Origin of the sequence: Pseudomonas sp. RIT-To-2 (genome assembly GCF_029623465.1) — a bacterium.
GTDB lineage: Bacteria > Pseudomonadota > Gammaproteobacteria > Pseudomonadales > Pseudomonadaceae > Aquipseudomonas > Aquipseudomonas silvicola.
Genome location: NZ_JAPYKM010000022.1, coordinates 35,501 through 52,344, shown reverse-complemented (window position 1 = coordinate 52,344; position 16,844 = coordinate 35,501). Strand labels below are relative to the sequence as shown.

Sequence of the window (16,844 nt, the reverse complement as noted above, 5' to 3'; positions counted from 1 at the left end):
GAAAAATCCTGTTTTATTGATTTTTATCAGTTGATTAGCCTGATAAAAACCAAATAAATTCACTTATCCCTGAATTGGCCTTTACAGCACAATGGCCTCCGCATTATCGTGAAACCCAGGCCAGCACACTGGCCGCGTCGCTCGGACGGTTCCGGGCGCTTACGTTTCGAGGTTTCATCATGGCTGAACACGGTTCTTCGCCGCGCCGCTTTTCGCGTATCGATCGGCTCCCCCCTTACGTCTTCAATATCACCGCTGAGCTCAAGATGGCTGCCCGCCGCCGTGGCGAGGACATCATCGACCTGAGCATGGGCAACCCCGACGGCGCCACCCCGCCGCACATTGTCGAAAAACTGGTCAGCGTCGCCCAACGTGAGGACACTCACGGCTACTCGACTTCGCGTGGCATCCCGCGGCTGCGCCGGGCTATTTCGCGCTGGTACGCCGACCGCTATCAGGTCGAGATCGACCCCGAGAACGAAGCCATCGTCACCATCGGCTCCAAGGAAGGCCTGGCGCACCTGATGCTGGCCACCCTGGACCAGGGCGATACGGTGCTGGTCCCCAACCCCAGCTACCCGATCCACATCTACGGTGCCGTGATTGCCGGCGCCCAGGTGCGCTCTGTGCCGCTGGTACCGGGCGTGGACTTCTTCGACGAGCTGGAGCGCGCCATTCGCGGCTCCATTCCCAAGCCGAAGATGATGATCCTGGGCTTCCCGTCCAACCCCACCGCCCAGTGCGTGGAGCTGGACTTCTTCGAGCGCGTGGTGGCCCTGGCCAAGCAGTACGATGTGCTGGTGGTGCACGACCTGGCTTATGCCGACATCGTCTACGACGGCTGGAAAGCTCCCTCGATCATGCAGGTGCCTGGCGCCAAGGACATCGCGGTGGAGTTCTTCACCCTGTCCAAGAGCTACAATATGGCCGGCTGGCGTATCGGCTTCATGGTCGGCAACCCCGAGCTGGTCAACGCCCTGGCGCGCATCAAGAGCTACCACGACTACGGTACCTTCACGCCCCTGCAGGTGGCCGCCATCGCTGCCCTGGAAGGTGACCAGCAGTGCGTGCTGGACATCGCCGAGCAGTACCGTCAGCGCCGCAATGTGCTGGTCAAGGGCCTGCATGAGCTGGGCTGGATGGTCGAGAACCCCAAGGCGTCCATGTATGTCTGGGCCAAGATCCCCGAGCAATATGCCCACCTCGGCTCGCTGGAGTTTGCCAAGAAGCTGCTGGCTGACGCCAAGGTGTGCGTGTCGCCGGGCATCGGTTTCGGTGAGTATGGCGATGACCATGTGCGCTTCGCCCTCATCGAAAACCAGGACCGGATTCGTCAGGCGCTTCGCGGCATTCGCCAGATGTTCCGCGCCGATGGCTTCACCAAGGCGCCGAAGGCCTAATACACCTGCACAACGACCTCGGCGAGCCCTTCCTCGGGGTCGCCAATGGTCTCGACCTTCAGCTGCGCGACCTTGCCGGTGCCTTCACAGCCCACCCCCTGGGCCTGAAGGCTGGCGTGCGGGTCGCCCGTTGCCACCAGCACCGGGCAGGTGGGCACCGTGATCGCTCCGCTGAAACTGATCAGCCCCTCGTTGGCCGTCAGGGCGGGACTTGCCAGGGCGAGCAGCAGAAGGGCGAAGCGGCGTGCATGAAGACGCATTGTTTCTTACCGTTACCGAAAGTGAGGCGCGGCATTATCCGGAAACGTCTGGGCCAGGGTAACCGGATGCTTCCGGTAACGGCCTAGGACTTCTCCGAATCAGTCCCGATCCTGCCACTCGTACTGCATCTGCCGCGCCGTGCGCCGGGCGGCCTCGCCACCCAGCAGCCGGGCAACCACGTGCAGGCTCATGTCGATGCCGGCGGAAATGCCGGCCGAGGTGATCAGTTCCCCCAGGTCTACGTAGGGCACGTCGCCGACCACCGTCAGGGCCGGGTAGTCGCGGCGCAGTGGCTCGATATCGTCCCAGTGGGTGGTCACCGTCTGGTCGCTCAGTACCCCGGCCCTGGCCAGGATAAAGGCGCCGGTGCACACCGAGGTCACCAGGGCCGTGCGCTCGGCGGTCGCGGCTACCCAGTCCAGGGTGGGGCGGTGAGCCAGCGGTTGGTCAACGATGCCGCCAGGCACTATCAGCACGTCACAGGCCTGGGCGGTCAGCAGGCTGGCATCGGCCTGAACCCGCAGCCCGTGGCGCGCGGGCACCAGCCCCGGTTCCGCCGCCACCGTGTGCACCTTGAAGGGCGCATGGGGCAACAGTGCATCGCGCAAGGCGATGCGGCTGGCCACGCTGAAGACTTCGTAGGGGCCGGCGAAGTCGAGAATCTCGACGTCGGGGTACAGCAGCAGGTTGATGTTCAGGGTGCGCTGGTGGATCAGGTCAGTCAGGGCGGCGGCCATGATGGGCTCCTTGGGTGAGTAAGCCCATCATGGCGGGTTGGCGGGTGGCGGGTGTGACAATCACCCCACAAATCCTGCCATCCAGCCACGCTTTGCGCACGTTGTCTCGGTGCCCTACATCATGAGGGAGCCCACCACGTTCTTGCTCTTGATCATCGAGGGTTCGCGCAGGCTGGTGTCGGCCCGGCAGGCGGCGAGGGTGCGGGCCGTGGCCGTGGTGATGGCGTTGACGGTATGGGTCTGCTCGTCCACGTCCCCCGACAGGCACGCGCAGCCGTAGCCATAGTCACCATTGGTTCGAACCCACTGGCTGGAACGGAACACCGGTTTCTGCCCTGGGGCGGTGTAGCCGTCGGCGGTGGCTACTTTCCAGTTACCAGCGTGGTCCACCAGGTTGACTACCCGCGGGGCCGGGTTTTCGTACCAGCCACACAGGTGGTCTTCGTTGGCGTCGGCGGCCTGGGCCAGTGGGGTGAGGGCGGTAGTCAGCAGCAGGGCGCTGGCCGTGAGGAGGGAAAGGCGCATAAGACCTCCGTGTCTTGTGAGATGAGAATGGGATTGGCTTCGCAATGACCACACTATTAGTAACATTATATTGACGTTTTTCAGTGTCAAAAATGTAGCGACAAAGCTACTTTTGATGGCTTCGTGCTAAAAGTGACGAGGTGGTCACAAAATTCATGGTGGCGTTTTGAGCATCCTGATCTGTCCGAGGCCCCTGCAAAGGTCGTTCGAACAAGCGGTCCATGGCTAAGGTCCTGCACCCGGCGCGCGGGTGCACACCGGCAGCAGTCGCTAGTCCGTCACATAGCTTCCCTAAGATTCGGAAACGTCCGACATCCTAGTGAGCCCCATCATGCATGCCAGTACCGATACCCTGATGCGCCGCATTCACCGCGAGCTGGTCGACCACGGTGACGAAGAGCTGGAACTCGAGCTCATGGACGATGGCCTCGATTTCGACGAACTGTTTGACCACAACGTCCCCGAAAGCCCGGAAAAGCGGGCGCGCCGGCACTACTTCGCCGAGCTGTTCCGGCTTCAGGGCGAGTTGGTGAAGTTGCAGAGCTGGGTGGTGAAGACTGGCCACAAGGTAGTCATTCTGTTCGAAGGCCGTGACGCGGCCGGCAAGGGGGGTGTCATCAAGCGTATTACCCAGCGGCTCAACCCACGGGTATGCCGGGTGGCGGCCTTGCCTGCGCCCAATGACCGGGAACGCACCCAGTGGTACTTTCAGCGCTACATTTCGCACCTGCCGGCAGCGGGGGAGATCGTGCTGTTTGATCGCAGCTGGTACAACCGCGCCGGGGTCGAGAAGGTCATGGGCTTCTGCAACGACGAGCAGTACGAAGAGTTCTTCCGCAGCGTGCCCGAGTTCGAGCGCATGCTGGCGCGCTCGGGCATTCAGTTGATCAAGTACTGGTTTTCCATTTCCGACCAGGAACAGCACCTGCGTTTCCTCAGCCGTATTCATGATCCACTCAAGCAATGGAAGCTCAGCCCCATGGACCTTGAATCGCGCCGGCGTTGGGAGGCCTACACCAAGGCCAAGGAAATCATGCTGCAACGCACCCATATCGCCGAGGCGCCGTGGTGGGTGGTACAGGCCGATGACAAGAAAAAGGCCCGGTTGAACTGCATCAACCACCTGCTCACCCAGATGCCCTACGAGGAGGTGGCGCACCCGGTGATCGAACTGCCCCAGCGCGAGCGCCAGGAAGACTACAGTCGCACGCCGGTGCCGGCGGAGCTGTTCGTGCCTCAGCTTTACTGACCTGGCGGCCGCCGCTCAGGGCATTGGCCAAAGGGGGGCCGCATTCCAGCGGGCTATCCAGGCTGGCAGAGCGTCGCCGGGCATGGGTTCGGCGATGCCAAAGCCCTGGGCCAGTTCACAGCCCAGTTGCAGCAGGCGCGAAGCCTGGGCGGCGCTGTCCACGCCCTCGGCGATGATCTCGCGACGGAATGCGATGGCCAGGCCCAGGATAGCTTGCAGGATGGAAATGTCTTCCGGGGCGTGCAGCATGCCCTGGATGAAGGTCTGGTCGATCTTCAACTGGGCCACGGGCAAGCGCTTGAGGTAGCTGAGCGACGAATAGCCGGTGCCGAAATCGTCCAGGGCAAAGCGCACACCCATGGCCGCGCAGGTGCGGATGGTGTGGGACACCCCATCAATGTCTTCCAGGGCGCTGGTTTCCAGGATCTCGATCATCAGCATCTGCGGGTCGAGGTCCGCGTGGGCGCCCAGGCGCTCCACCAGGTTGGCGACGAAGTCGGGGTGCTGCAGTTGCCGGGCGCCGACGTTGATGCTGACCGGTACCCGCACGCCCGCGTGCTGCCAGGCACGCACCTGGCCAAGGGCGCTGTCCAGCACCCAGTCGCCGATGACCTCCGACAAGGGGTTGCCTTCGATCAGCGGCAGGAAGCTTTCCGGCATCAGCAAGCCTTTTTCCGGGTGCAGCCACCGCACCAGTGCCTCGGCGCCCACCACCTCGCCTGTGCGCAGGTTCACCTTTGGCTGGTAGTACAAACGCAGTTCGTGCTCGCGAATGGCGCGGTCGATTCGGTCCAGCCGCGCGTTGTGGCCGCGCAGGTCCAGGTCGTGCTGGGCATCGAACACGTGGTAGCGGTTCTTGCCGGCCAGCTTGGCCTGGTACATGGCCTGGTCGGCCTGGCGCAATAGCTGGTCGGCGCTGACGTCACCTTCCTGGGGGTAGTAGCTGACGCCGATGCTGGCTGACAGTTGCAAGTCCAGGCTGCCGATGTGCAAGGCTTCGCTGGCCGCCGACAGCAACCGGTCCAGCATCGGAGCACTGTCACACACCTGGTCCAGGTCGACGATCAGGGCCACGAACTCGTCGCCACCCAGGCGCGCCAGGGTACAGGCGTCACGCAGGGTGTGTTTCATGCGCCGGGCCACGGTGGTCAGCACCTTGTCACCGGTCTCGTGGCCGTGCAGGTCGTTGATGGCTTTGAAACCGTCCAGGTCCAGGTAGGCCAGCGCCACCTTGCAGCCCTGGCTCAGTGCCTGGCTCATGGCCTGCTGCAACCGTGAGGCCAGCAGCACGCGGTTGGGCAAATGGGTAAGCGGGTCGTAGTGGGCGATGTATTCCAGTTGGCGCTGGTGTTCATGCAGGTCGGTGACGTCGGTGAACAGCGATATGTAATTCTGGATATGCCCGCGCACGTCGAGGATGGCGGTAATGGTCTGCCGGGTAGCGAAGGTTTCGCCGTTGCGTCGCCGGTTCCACAGGTCACCCTGCCAGTAGTGCTCATCGCGCAGGCCGCGCCACAGGTCGAGGTAGAGGGAGTGCTCGGTCAGCCCTGAGGCCAGAAAGCGCGGGTTCTGGCCCAGGGCTTCCTCTCGCGGGTAGCCGGTGATGGTGGTGAAAGCATCGTTGATCTCGATGATGGTACCGCCGGCGTCAGTGATCATGATGCCTTCGCGGGCATGGGTGAACACGCTGGCGGCCAGGCTGAGGCGGCTTTCTATCTGCCGACGGGCGGTAAGGTCGGTGAGGCTGACGCGCACGCTGGGCGGTTTGCTGGCGTAGCGCAGGCAATTGAGCCGCGCGGGCCAGTGGCTGCCATCGGCGCGGGTCAGTGCCAATTCACATTCTTCAGCCTGGCCGCCGCGGCTTACTCGCACGAACACCTGGTGCCAGCGGTCGCGCTCGGGCAATGCCACACGCCCGGCAAACCGGCGTTGCAGCAGGTGTTCGCGCTTGCAGCCCAACAGCTGCTCGCCGGTCTGGTTGACCGCTTCGATCACGCCGTCCGCGTTCAGGGTCAGGTAGCCCACGGGAGCGTGTTCGTACAGGTCAAGGTACAGGTCGCGCGAGGCTTCCAGCGCATTGTGGGCGTGACGAAGCTCTTCGTTCTGCATCTGCAGTTCGAGCTGGTGCAGCTGCAATTCGTGCACGAGGTGGGCGTTTTCGCCCTGAACGCCGGCCCGCTGCATTGCCATGGAGGTACTGTGCGCGGGTGTCGGCTTTTTCATCGTGATCCGGCCTCTAGGTTCTCGACGGTTGGTACTGCATGGCCAGCAAAATCAGGTGAGGGCGCGCGCCCTGGCCGGCAACGCGTCGTGCATTCAAGGTAATGGTCGTGGGGCCAAGGCCGGGAAGGTCTTGCTGCACCTTGAAGCCGTCGAAACTGGTGTCGCGCGTCAGAATGGTGCGCAGTTGCTCGCGCAACGCCACAATATCCCATTGGCCGTCGCCCAGTTCGTACAATTTGTGGCCGTTGGTCCGGGCCGCCGAAGTATGGAAGGCACGGTGGTAGGAGCGGCTGGCCGAAACCACGCACAGGTCCTGGTCCAGCACCAGCAATGGCTCCAGCACCGTATCGACGATGGCTTCGGCCAACTCCCGGGCGGCCTGCACGGCCTGGTCGTTGGCCATGCGGGTATTGATGTCATGGAAGGTCATCACTACCCCGTCTATCACATTGTCCAGGGTTCGGTACGGCAACAGCCGCGCAAGGAACCAGTTGCCGGATGTGGTGCGCAGTTCTATTTCCCGCGGGATCAGGGTGTCCAGCACTTCCTGCGCCGGTACCAGCAGATCGAGTGAGTCCAGGTACGAGGTGATGTCAGCCAGCGGTCGCCCGACGTCCTTGGGTATCAACCGGTAAATCTTCACGGCATCGCGGGTGAAGCGCCGGATGGTGAGGTGAGTATCCAGAAATATAGTGCCGATATTGATGCTGTCGAGCAGGTTTTTCATGTCGTTCTGCATGTCGCCCAACTGCTCGATCTTGGCCTGCAGTTCGGCGTTGACGGTCACCAGTTCCTCGTTGACCGACTGCAGTTCTTCGCGCGACGTTTCCAGTTCCTCGTTGGACGATTGCAGTTCTTCGTTGGTGGACTGCATTTCCTCGTTGGCAGAACTCAGTTCCTCGTTGGCGTCCTGCAGCTCGTCGATGCTGGCCTGCAGGTTTTCGCGGGTATATGCCAGGTCGCGCTCCAATTGGCTGATGCGCTCGCTGGTCGGGGTGGCGCTGCGTTTGCCGGGGTTGGCGAGGGGGGCGGCGTTCGGGTGGGCCTGTTCCTGGAAGGTCACCAGCAGCAGGCGCTCCCCGGCGGGGGTATCGGCCATGCGCCGCACACTCAGGCGCACCTGGCGCACGGCATCGTCGCTGACCACGCTCAGGGGCGGCGTCACGATAGTCTCGGTGCTGCCGGCGGCGCGGTGCACGGCGTTGCGCAACTCCAGCTGCAGGCCCTCGCGGGCCATGTCCACGACGTTGAGGCTGGCCTGGCCCGGGGCGGGCCGCAGGTAGCGGCCAGTGTCGCCGTGGATGTACTGAATGGTCCCGGCCAGGTCAGTCACCACTGAGGCTGGGCCGAACTCCTGCAGCAGGGCGCGCCGGGTCAATTCGGCGAGGTTGGTGTCCTTGGTCATTTTCGCAGGGTGTTCCGGTAGTTTGCTGATCCGTTCGGGCACCCACGACAGGCTGCTGTCCAACGGCATGGTTTTTGGCGCCGCGCCCTTGATGGCGCGGTAGAACTTCCACTTGCGGTGCAGCGGGCTGAACAGGGTGGCGTGGCCGCCGATGCTCTCGGACGGCGAAAGGAACAGCACGCCGCTGGCCTTGAGGGCGTAGTGGAAGGTAGGAATCAGGCGGTTTTGCAGCGCCTGGCCCAGGTAAATCATGAGGTTGCGGCAGCACAACAGGTCCAGCCGCGTGAAGGGTGGGTCCTTGATCACGTTCTGCACGGCGAAGACGATCATCTCGCGAATCTCTTTCTTCACCCGGTAACCGCCTTCCTCCGGGCTGAAATAGCGCTTGAGTCGTTCGCTGCCGACGTCCGCGGCGATGGATGCCGGGTATAGGCCGGCACGGGCCAGGGTGATGGCGTCGGCGTCCAGGTCGGTGGCGAAGAACTGTACCTTCAGCGCCAGGGAATGAACGTGCAGCAACTCGTGAAGGAGGATAGCCACCGAGTAGGCTTCCTCACCGCTGGCGCAGCCCGCCACCCATAGCCGAAACACGTCGTCGCGGGCCTTGCTGGCCAGCATGGGCTCCAGGATCTGCACCTTCATCACCTCGAAGGCTTCGGGGTCACGGAAGAACTGGGTGACGTTGATCAACAGCTCATTGAACAGCAACCGGCTCTCGTCCGGACTGCCCAGCAGTACCTTCAGGTAGTCTGCCTGATCGGTGATCTGCTGCACCTGCATGCGCCGTTCGATACGGCGGGCAATGGTGCTTTTCTTGTACTGGGTGAAGTCGTGGCCTGTGGCCTGGCGCAGGTGCAGCAGGATTTGCTGCAGTGCATCGCCCGTGTCCTGCCCTGGCAGCTCGCCCATGAGTGCGGCTGGCATTTGTTCCAGGGTCAGTACCTGGCTGGCGTTGCCCGCCTGGATCACGTGGGTGGGCATGCCGTCATAGGCGGCTTCGTTGGGCAATTGCACCAGGGTGCGGCCGCCATGGTCCAGGATCGCCCGGCAGCCGAGGGTGCCATCGGCGCCCGTGCCTGACAGCACTACGCCCACCGCGCGACGTTTCAGTTGCTCCCCCAGTGAAGTGAAACAGGTATCGATTGGCAGGTGATGATCACGCGGCATTTTCCAGGGCCGCACCACCAGCCGGCGCCCCGCCAGGGTCAGGTCATGGTTGGGCGGGATCACGTACACGGCGTCAGGCTGCACCGTGGTGCCATGTACCGCCTGCATGACTGGCATGGCCGTGGCCCTGCCGAGTATTTCGCTCAACAGGCTGGTACGTGCCGGGTCCAGGTGCTGGATGACCAGAAAGCTCAGGCCGGAATCCGCAGGCATCAGCCGCAGCAGGCGCTCCAGCGCCTCCAGCCCCCCGGCAGAAGCGCCCAAGGCAACGATGGCGTGGCTTTTGCCGGCAGGCAGGGTCTTGGACGAGGGCACGAGGCGGCCTGCGGCAACAGTGAGGATTGCCTATATTAGCGGGTTTCCCGCGGCCTCAGGGTTGCAGGTAGTTCTGCAGTTCCCGGGTACGCTGCTCGGCCCGATTGCGCTTGCAACCCAGTGCCGCGAGGCCGCGCAGGGTGCCGCCGATGTTGGCCTGGTAAATGGCCTCGCAGTCGGCATCGCGAAACTTTATCCAGGCCCGTTGGGCGATCTGCAGCTTCTGCCGGGTTTCGCTGTATTTCTCGGTCTCGGTGTCCGGCTGGCTCAAGTCCTTGATCAGTCGCTTGTAGGTGGTGTTGAGTTTGGCCTCGGCCGCGTCCGCATCCAGGGCCGCGCACTGGGTCATTTCCGGCGTGGTGCTGGCGTTGGCGCAGTCAGGCTTGGGCGCCGCGGCCAGCACGCCGGAAGTAATGAACAGGGTGGTCAGCAGCACAAAGCGAAGGGGCATGACGAGCCTCCATGAAAATGGGGCGCCAAGATACCGTGACGGTAGCAACTGCGCCCGGGGGAAAGGTATGCGGATATTACTCAGGTTTGGCGAATGCCACGGGGGGTATAGCCAATGTCTTACATGCACTGGTTCCGATTTCCTCTATGGGAAACCCGTCCGCAGGCTTAATCTGACTCCATCAGCTGAGGCAAAGGATTTGCCCGGCGTCACGGATGACAGGCCTGAATGGATTCGCTTCGACAGGGAGTTGAATGGGCCAAACGAAAAACCCGCTTCGGCGGGTTTTTTGTTGCCTGGCTTTTGACCGCTTGTCGGCCACAGCGTGAGGCTTAAAACGTGCGGTCGGCGGCACATGCGGTGTACCTGATGCGGCGCGGCGTTGATCAGTTCCCATGCTGTGATCGTGGGCTAACCTGGCAGGCGCGAAACGCGGGGCGGATGAAATAAGATTTAAGGTTGCAGCGCCGCGCCAGCGAAGAATCGGTGCCATTCCCCACGCTCATACTGGTATAGAAATTAGTCAATGGACGGGGGCGGCAGGCCCGCCGGAAAATCGACCATGCCTGCCAGGCTTGCCTGCCCAAGGCTTCCACACCCTCTCTGGCCATTCACTGCTGCATGCAGGTGATGGCGTGAGTGTGCCCAATAAAAAAATGACCAGAGGTCGCCCGCATGTATTTCGCCCTGATCGGCTATGCGCTGGTTGTCACCCTGATGACCCTGTTGTTCAAGGCACGCAGCGCGCCTATTTCCCTGTTCGCCGTGTTGCCGGTTATCGCCGGCTTTATCCTGGGTTATTCACCTGGGCAGATGTCCGAGTTCATCACCCAGGGCGTCACCCAGACCGTGCCCAATGCGGTGCTGTTCACCTTCTCGATCATGTTCTTCAACATCATCAGTGAGAAGGGCGTGTTCCAACCCCTGGTCAACGGCTTGCTGAAAATAGCGGGCAACAGCGTGGTCGGCATTGTCGTGGTCACGGGCGTGATCGCGCTGGTGGCGCACATGGACGGATCGTCGGTGCCCACAGTGCTGATCACCATCGGCGCGATGCTGCCCATCTACCGCCAGTTGAAACTTCGCCCCGCCGTGCTGCTGTGCATGCTCGCCGCCGGCATGGGCGTTACCAACATCACGCCCTGGGCCGGTCCGCTGGCACGAGTGGCGGCGGTCTCGAACCTGGACGTGAACGCGCTCTACCATGAGCTGCTGCCCGTGCAGGGCTTGAGCGTGGTGCTGATGGTGGCCCTCGGGATATTCCTGGGCCTGCGTGAACAAGCGCGGTTGAAACAGGGCCTGCCCATCCCTGAAGGTCAGGATGAAAGCAGCGCGTCGGCCGACGGCCACCACGGTCACGCCACGCTGGATGTATGGAAAGAAGACCGCCTGTCCTTCCTGATCAACCTGAGCCTGCTGGTGGGCGTGACGGTCCTGTTGCTGGTGACGCACATTCAGGCGTATGTGTTGTTCATGGTGGCCTTCGGGTTGGCCATGCTGGTCAACCACCCCAGCCTGAAAGCCCAGGAGCAGGTGATGAAGAAGTATGCCTACAGCGCGTACATGATCGCCGGCACCGTGATGGCCGCCGGTGCCTTCGTCGGTATTGTCAGTGGTGGCGGGGACCAGTCGATACTCACCCACATGGCCAACGTGGTCCTCAACGTGGTGCCCGACTCGGTAGGCCCGCATCTGCACATCATCACCGGTTTGATGAGCGGGCTGATCGGCTTCGTGATGGGCCCCGATGCGTTTTTCTATGGCATCTACCCATTGATGGCCAAGACCGGCGAGCACTACGGCATCAGTTGGCAGGAGATGGGCCTCGCCATGGTGGTGGGCAAGAACGTGGCGATGATGGTCAGCCCGGTGTTCGCCACTACCTACCTGGCGCTGGGCCTGACTGGCACGACCCTGTCGGACCATGTGCGGTTTTCATTCGCGCCCATCATGCTGATGTCGGTGGTGATGGTGTTGTCGTTGATCCTGTTTGGCACGGTGCCGGCCTGAGCCTGGTCAGCGGTCCAGAAACAGCTGTTGACCTTCCTGTCGAATCAGCTCGATGAAGAACCCACTGGCGGGCGACACGTAGGCATCGCGGCGCACCACCAGGCCAAAGCTGCGCGGCATGGTGGTTTCCACCAGCTGAATTTCACGCAGCGCCGCCCCGATCTTTCCGGGGCCCAGGTTGTGCCGTGAAATGAAGCTCAACAACGGCGTGTGACGGAGCAACTGCGGCATCATGCTGATCGAGTTGGTCTGGATGTGCAGGTTGGGCCGGTCCAGCCCATGGTTGAAAAACGTGTTGTCCAGCCAGCGGCGGGTGGCCACGGTAGGCCCCGGCAGAACCCAGCGCCAGGCGCACAGGTCGGCCAGGGCTACCTGTTTTTCGAACAAAGGGTGGTCGGCACTGGCGACCACCACCACGTTGTCCTTGAGAATCTCGAAGGTTTCGAACTGCTCTTCGTCCAGCCCCGACAGCGGGCTGATCAGCACGTCGAGATGGCCCGCGCGCAGGTCATTCATGAGCATGTCGTTCTGCCCGGTCACCAGCTCCAGGGTCAGCTGCGGCGCTGCCTCCAGCAACAGGGCGACGACCCGTGGCAGCAGGAACTCCGCTGCCGTGGGCCCGCACCCGACGCGCACATTGCCTACCGTGCCCTTGGCGAAGGTCTGCAACTCGCGTTCGGTTTCTTCCATGCCTTGGCGCAAGCGCCGAGCGCGCACCAGCAGCAGTTCCCCTGCCGGTGTCAGGCGCATGCGCCGGCCTTCCCGAAAGAACAGCAGGGTGCCCAGGGTGTCTTCCAGGCGCTGGATGCATTTGGACAGGGCGGGCTGGGTACGGTGCAACTTCTCCCCGGCACGGCCCAGGTTGCCCAGATCGGCCACCGTTTCGAAATAGTAGAGGTCGCGTAAGTCCATGCTGGGGCTCCGAAGTCCGTCGGCGCCGGAGTATGCCAGCTGTACCGACGGCCGTGTTAATCCGCGAGCCCGGCGCAAGCCCCGGCAGGACCGTGCGCGTCAGTACTTCCAGGTGACCGAGGCGGTGACGTTGCGCGGCGCGCCGTAGTTGGTATAACCCGCTGCCTGGTACAACGACAGCAGGTACTTGCGGTCGGTGACGTTGTTCAGGTTCAGCGACGTGCTCCAGTGCTCGTCGATGTCATAGCTGGCCATCAGGTCCACCAGTGCATAAGCGTTCTGCCGCACGGTGCTGCTGGTGTCCAGTTCCACGCCGCTCTGCCATTGCACGCGGGTGCCGACCCTGGCCTGGGGCATGCCCGGCAGGCGGTACGTCAGGCTGCCGCGCAGGCTGTGCTGGGGCACGTACTTGCGCGCGCGCTCGCCATCGTCGTTATCGATGCGCACGTAAGTGTAGCCACCCGCTACTTCCAGCCCTGGCAGGGCCTCGCCGGACGCTTCCAACTCCACACCGTGGCTCTTGTAGTCCAAAGTGTCGTACAGGTATTGGCCACCCGAGATCTGGCCGCTGGCGACGGCGACGTTCTGCTGGTCGGTCTTGAACACCGCCGCGGTAACGTTGAGCTTGTCGCCCAGCAGGCTGCCCTTCACCCCGGCTTCCATGCTCTTGCCTTCCAGCGGTGCCAGCAGCGCGCCGTCGGTGCCGCGTGAGTATTGCGGCTTGAAAATCTGCGTCCAGCTGGCGTACAGGCTCCACTGCGGGGTCAGGTCGTAGACCAGGCCGGTATAGGGCGTGACCTTGCCGTGCACGTGGCCATCGTGAGGCACGCCGTAACCCATGCCATCGCTGTCGGCGCTGAGCATCCGCGCACCCGCGATCCAGTGCAGGTCATCGGCCAGGCTGAAGCGGGCGCCGGCGTACAGGCTCTTCTGCCGGTCGGTGAACAGTTGGGTGTTGAGGCTGTCGGTGTAGTTCATGGCCGGCTGCACCACGCGCCCGGCCAGGGCGTCGGCCAGGCTGACGATCTCGTAGCCGCTGGCGTCCTTGTAGTGGCCGGTTTCATCGTGGTGGCTGCGGCCGTAGTTGGCGCCCAGGGTCAGCTCGTGTTCACGGCCGAACAGGCTGAACGGGCCACCCACCTGCAGCTCGCCCAGCACCTGGTGCTCGGTGCTGGTGGTGCGGTTGATGTAGGCGTACGCCGTGTCCGCGCTGGCGGGGATGGCGTAGAACATCCTGGTGTCCTGGTGCTGGTTCATCCCGCTGACGGTGAGCGTGCTGTGCCAGCCGTTGTCGAAGGCATGGGTGTGCTCGACAAAGGCCCGCTGGGTGTGGATGTTCCAGTAGGTCCAGGGTTGCGCGGTGCTGGAGCTGCGGCTGCTGTAATGCACCGGGTTGCCCGCGTAGTCGGTCATCGGCAAGGCGCCCCAGCTGCTGCCGTTGGAATCGCTGTTCTGCTGGCTGAAGCCCACCGTCAGGGTGTCGGCCTCGGACAGGTCGAAGGCCAGCAACCCTGCTATCACGTTGGTCTCGTGGCTGTAGCGGTCCAGGTAGGAGTTGCCCTTGTCGTGGGCGTAGATGAAGCGGCCGCGCACGTTGCCGCTGTCGGTCAGCGGGCCGGACACGTCGAAGCCCAGGCGGCGGTTGTCCCACGAGCCAACGCTGCTGTCGATCTGGGCCTGGAAAGTCTGGGTAGGGCGCTTGCGCACGAAGTTGACGGTGGCCGACGGGTTGCCTGCGCCGCTCATCAGCCCGTTGGCGCCGTGCAGGATGTCCACCTGTTCGAACTCGGCCATGTCCTGGTCGCCCAGCAGCACCCCGGAAGAGAAGGGCATGCCCATGCCGTCGTATTCGAAATTGTCGATGGTGAAACCGCGGGAGGTGAACGCCGTGCGGTCGGTTTCAAACTGCTCCACGGTCACCGAAGGCGCACTGCGCAGTGCGTCTTTGACGCTGTTGAGCTTGAAATCATCGAGCTGGTCGCGGGTGACGGTGGTGATGGCCTGTGGGACTTCCTTTGCATTCAGCCCCATGCGGGTAGTGCTGGAGGCTGGCTTGCCCTGGTAGCCCTGGCTAATGGCTTGCGCTGCGTCATCGTTGCCCTGGTTGGCATTGATGGTGGTCTCATCCAGTTGCAGTGAGCCGGGGCCGCTGGCCGGCAGGGGCTTGAGGTACACCGTGGTGGCATCGGTGCGCGCGAAGCCGTAGCCGCTACCCTGCAGCAACGCCCGCAAGGCTTGCTCCGGCGCATAGACGCCCACCACCGCCGTGCTGCGCAGCCCGGCATCCAGGTTGCCGTCGAGCATCACGTTCTGCCCGGTCTGTTGGCTGAAGGCCAGCAGCGCCTGGCGCAACTGCTGCGCCGGGATATTCAACGACACCCCGGCCACCGCCGTGCCCGTTGCGGGGGCCTGTGCCGCTTGGGCGGGCAGCCCCCCCATCAGCAGCGTGCAGGCAACGGCCACGCTCAGGGCGCTGCGGTGCCAGGTGGTGTCGGTGGTGCGGGCAGGGCGGTAGTGCGTGGCCATTCAGGTGTTTCCCCCATGTAAAGCGCGTGTATTTGCGAATACCTATCAGTCACGTTAAGACGCATGACCACGCGTATTACCTGATGGGGGCGTGAAATTTTTTTGTGCCAGTGGCGTCGCCCGACTTTTATACCGAATGAATGACTGTGATCAGGTCGGTATAGCGGCTGGTGCGAACTGCCAGCGCCTTCGCCAGCGCATCGAGCATTTGCTCGGGCCGGTTCAGGTTGAGGATCAGGCTCACCCGGCGCTCGGCCAGTTGCCGGTCGGCGATAAAGATCTTGCCCTCGCGCCAGCGCTCCAGCTCGTTGACCACGGCCGCCAGCGGTGTGTCGAAGAACACCAGGCGCCCGTCGCGCCAGGCCATCACCTGCCCCAGATCGACATGCTGGATAGCCCCCGTCTCGCTGGCGCTGAAGCGCATGGCCAAGCCTTCCTCCAGGTCTGTCTGCTGGGCGACGGTCACCACCCGCGCGGTCTTGCGGCTTACCGCCAACAACGCCGAGGCGCCTTCGCACGACAGGCAGAACTCGCCGTCACGGGCGACGATGCGCCCGGCATCCGTGGTGACCTGAAAGTCTCGAGCCGGGTCCGCCACCACTGTGAAAAACGCCTCGCCCTGCAACAGCTTCACCGCACGGCGGGTGGCCGAGAAATCCAGGTTCAGCGCCGTGTTGCCTGCCAGCTCCACCGTGGAGCCATCCGGCAAGGGCACCACCCGACGTTCGCCTACCGCTGTACGCACGTCGGCGAACGGTGCGCCCACACCCTTGAGCCACAAGGTGCTCGCACCCACCACCACCGTGGCCGCGCACGCCGCCACGCTCAGGCCCACGAACCGCCGCCGCGACAGTGTCGGCGCGGCCCCAGGCGCTGGCTGTTGCAGCGCCAGAGACGAGGCTGCCCACAGCTGCTCCAACCGCGCAAACGCCTGGGCATGGCGCGGGTCCGCGGAAAGCCACTGGGCCAGCGCCTCACGCTCGTCAGCCGTGGGTGAGCCCGCCTGCAGCAGGGCAAACCAGTGACTGGCCTGGCGAGTGATCTCCTCGGGCAAGGAAGGTTGTGTATTCATGGGCGCATCGGGCGGGCGGGGGGCGATCATTGGGCCATGCCTGCACTCAGTAAATCCAGTGCGCGGACCATGCGGCTATACGCCGTCTTCGGCGAAATGCCCAGCCGCTCGCCGATTTGCACATACGTCAGGCCCTCCACCCGCACCAGCAGGAACACCTCGCGGCACGGTGCTGGCATGTTCTGGATGACCCCGTTGAGTGTGGCCAGTTGCTGGTTGGCGATGGCGGCCTGTTCCAGGGTCGGCGTCTGGTGCTCGGTGCCGACATTGTCCTGCTCGTCCAGCGACTCGCCCTTGCGGTGTTCCTGGCGGCGGGTGTGGTCGATGAACAGGTTGCGGGCGGCGGAGAACAGGTAGGCGCGAAAGTTTTCGATGGGCGTGCGGCCCATCTGCTCGGACAGGCGGATGAAGGTGTCCTGGGTCAGGTCTGCGGCGGTTTCCTTGCAGCGCAGGCGGCGGTCCAGGTAATCCAGGATTTCGCCACGGTGGGCGAGGTAGAGCGCCTTGAGGTCTGAACCGGACATGTGGCCACCGAGCGGGTAGGGGGAGCGAGGGGCGGGAAAATAGCACAAACGAGAATCATTTGTGATT

Annotated in this window: 13 protein-coding genes; 3 read left to right on the top strand and 10 right to left on the bottom strand. The window is 63.4% G+C overall.

What is annotated here, in order from left to right:
- Nucleotides 1-179: 179 nt before the first annotated feature.
- On the top strand, nt 180-1,400 hold the full coding sequence (gene alaC, locus QBK88_RS19370) for an alanine transaminase (RefSeq protein WP_277963296.1): 1,221 nt from the start codon (nt 180-182) through the stop codon (nt 1,398-1,400).
- Here alaC and QBK88_RS19365 read toward each other — a convergent pair.
- The 3 genes from QBK88_RS19365 to QBK88_RS19355 all read right to left on the bottom strand — a co-directional run bounded on the left by QBK88_RS19365 (nt 1,397) and on the right by QBK88_RS19355 (nt 2,923).
- Nucleotides 1,397-1,660 carry a hypothetical protein gene (locus QBK88_RS19365; protein ID WP_277963295.1) on the bottom strand — a complete coding sequence of 88 codons (264 nt, stop codon included), beginning with the start codon at nt 1,658-1,660 and terminating at the stop codon, nt 1,397-1,399. The two genes, alaC and QBK88_RS19365, sit on opposite strands and share 4 nt — an antisense overlap.
- A 99-nt stretch (nt 1,661-1,759) precedes the next feature.
- Nucleotides 1,760-2,398: a DJ-1/PfpI family protein gene (locus QBK88_RS19360; RefSeq protein WP_277963294.1), complete on the bottom strand. Its 639-nt coding sequence runs from the start codon at nt 2,396-2,398 to the stop codon at nt 1,760-1,762.
- Nucleotides 2,399-2,512: 114 nt separating this feature from the next.
- Nucleotides 2,513-2,923 carry a DUF4087 domain-containing protein gene (locus QBK88_RS19355; RefSeq protein WP_268145206.1) on the bottom strand — a complete coding sequence of 137 codons (411 nt, stop codon included), beginning with the start codon at nt 2,921-2,923 and terminating at the stop codon, nt 2,513-2,515.
- A gap of 331 nt (nt 2,924-3,254) precedes the next feature.
- Here QBK88_RS19355 and ppk2 point away from each other — a divergent pair, with 331 nt between their 5' ends.
- A complete protein-coding gene (gene ppk2, locus QBK88_RS19350; RefSeq protein ID WP_277963293.1) occupies nt 3,255-4,172 on the top strand; it encodes a polyphosphate kinase 2 in 918 nt (305 codons plus the stop codon).
- Nucleotides 4,173-4,187: 15 nt separating this feature from the next.
- Here ppk2 and QBK88_RS19345 read toward each other — a convergent pair whose 3' ends face one another.
- Genes QBK88_RS19345 through QBK88_RS19335 form a run of 3 tightly spaced genes read right to left on the bottom strand, consistent with a single transcriptional unit; the run spans nt 4,188 to nt 9,733 of the window.
- Nucleotides 4,188-6,395 (bottom strand): GGDEF and EAL domain-containing protein, encoded by a 2,208-nt coding sequence (locus QBK88_RS19345; protein WP_277963292.1) that lies wholly within the window; start codon nt 6,393-6,395, stop codon nt 4,188-4,190.
- Nucleotides 6,396-6,408: 13 nt separating this feature from the next.
- The gene (locus QBK88_RS19340) at nt 6,409-9,282 is read right to left on the bottom strand and encodes a chemotaxis protein CheB (RefSeq protein WP_277963291.1); all 2,874 of its coding nucleotides are present in this window, start codon (nt 9,280-9,282) and stop codon (nt 6,409-6,411) included.
- Between the two features lie 55 nt (nt 9,283-9,337).
- A complete protein-coding gene (locus QBK88_RS19335) occupies nt 9,338-9,733 on the bottom strand; it encodes a lysozyme inhibitor LprI family protein (RefSeq protein ID WP_277963290.1) in 396 nt (131 codons plus the stop codon).
- A 675-nt stretch (nt 9,734-10,408) separates the two neighbouring features.
- Between QBK88_RS19335 and QBK88_RS19330 the strand changes: the two genes are divergently transcribed.
- Nucleotides 10,409-11,743: a citrate:proton symporter gene (locus QBK88_RS19330; protein WP_277963289.1), complete on the top strand. Its 1,335-nt coding sequence runs from the start codon at nt 10,409-10,411 to the stop codon at nt 11,741-11,743.
- A 6-nt stretch (nt 11,744-11,749) separates the two neighbouring features.
- Here QBK88_RS19330 and QBK88_RS19325 read toward each other — a convergent pair whose 3' ends face one another.
- The 4 genes from QBK88_RS19325 to QBK88_RS19310 all read right to left on the bottom strand — a co-directional run bounded on the left by QBK88_RS19325 (nt 11,750) and on the right by QBK88_RS19310 (nt 16,777).
- The gene (locus tag QBK88_RS19325) at nt 11,750-12,655 is read right to left on the bottom strand and encodes a LysR family transcriptional regulator (protein WP_277963288.1); all 906 of its coding nucleotides are present in this window, start codon (nt 12,653-12,655) and stop codon (nt 11,750-11,752) included.
- Nucleotides 12,656-12,754: 99 nt separating this feature from the next.
- The gene (locus tag QBK88_RS19320) at nt 12,755-15,181 is read right to left on the bottom strand and encodes a TonB-dependent receptor (RefSeq protein WP_277963287.1); all 2,427 of its coding nucleotides are present in this window, start codon (nt 15,179-15,181) and stop codon (nt 12,755-12,757) included.
- Nucleotides 15,182-15,308: 127 nt separating this feature from the next.
- Nucleotides 15,309-16,253: a FecR domain-containing protein gene (locus QBK88_RS19315; protein WP_277963286.1), complete on the bottom strand. Its 945-nt coding sequence runs from the start codon at nt 16,251-16,253 to the stop codon at nt 15,309-15,311.
- Nucleotides 16,254-16,279: 26 nt separating this feature from the next.
- Nucleotides 16,280-16,777, bottom strand: a complete 498-nt coding sequence (locus tag QBK88_RS19310; RefSeq protein WP_277963285.1) for an RNA polymerase sigma factor — start codon at nt 16,775-16,777, stop codon at nt 16,280-16,282.
- Nucleotides 16,778-16,844: the final 67 nt, after the last annotated feature.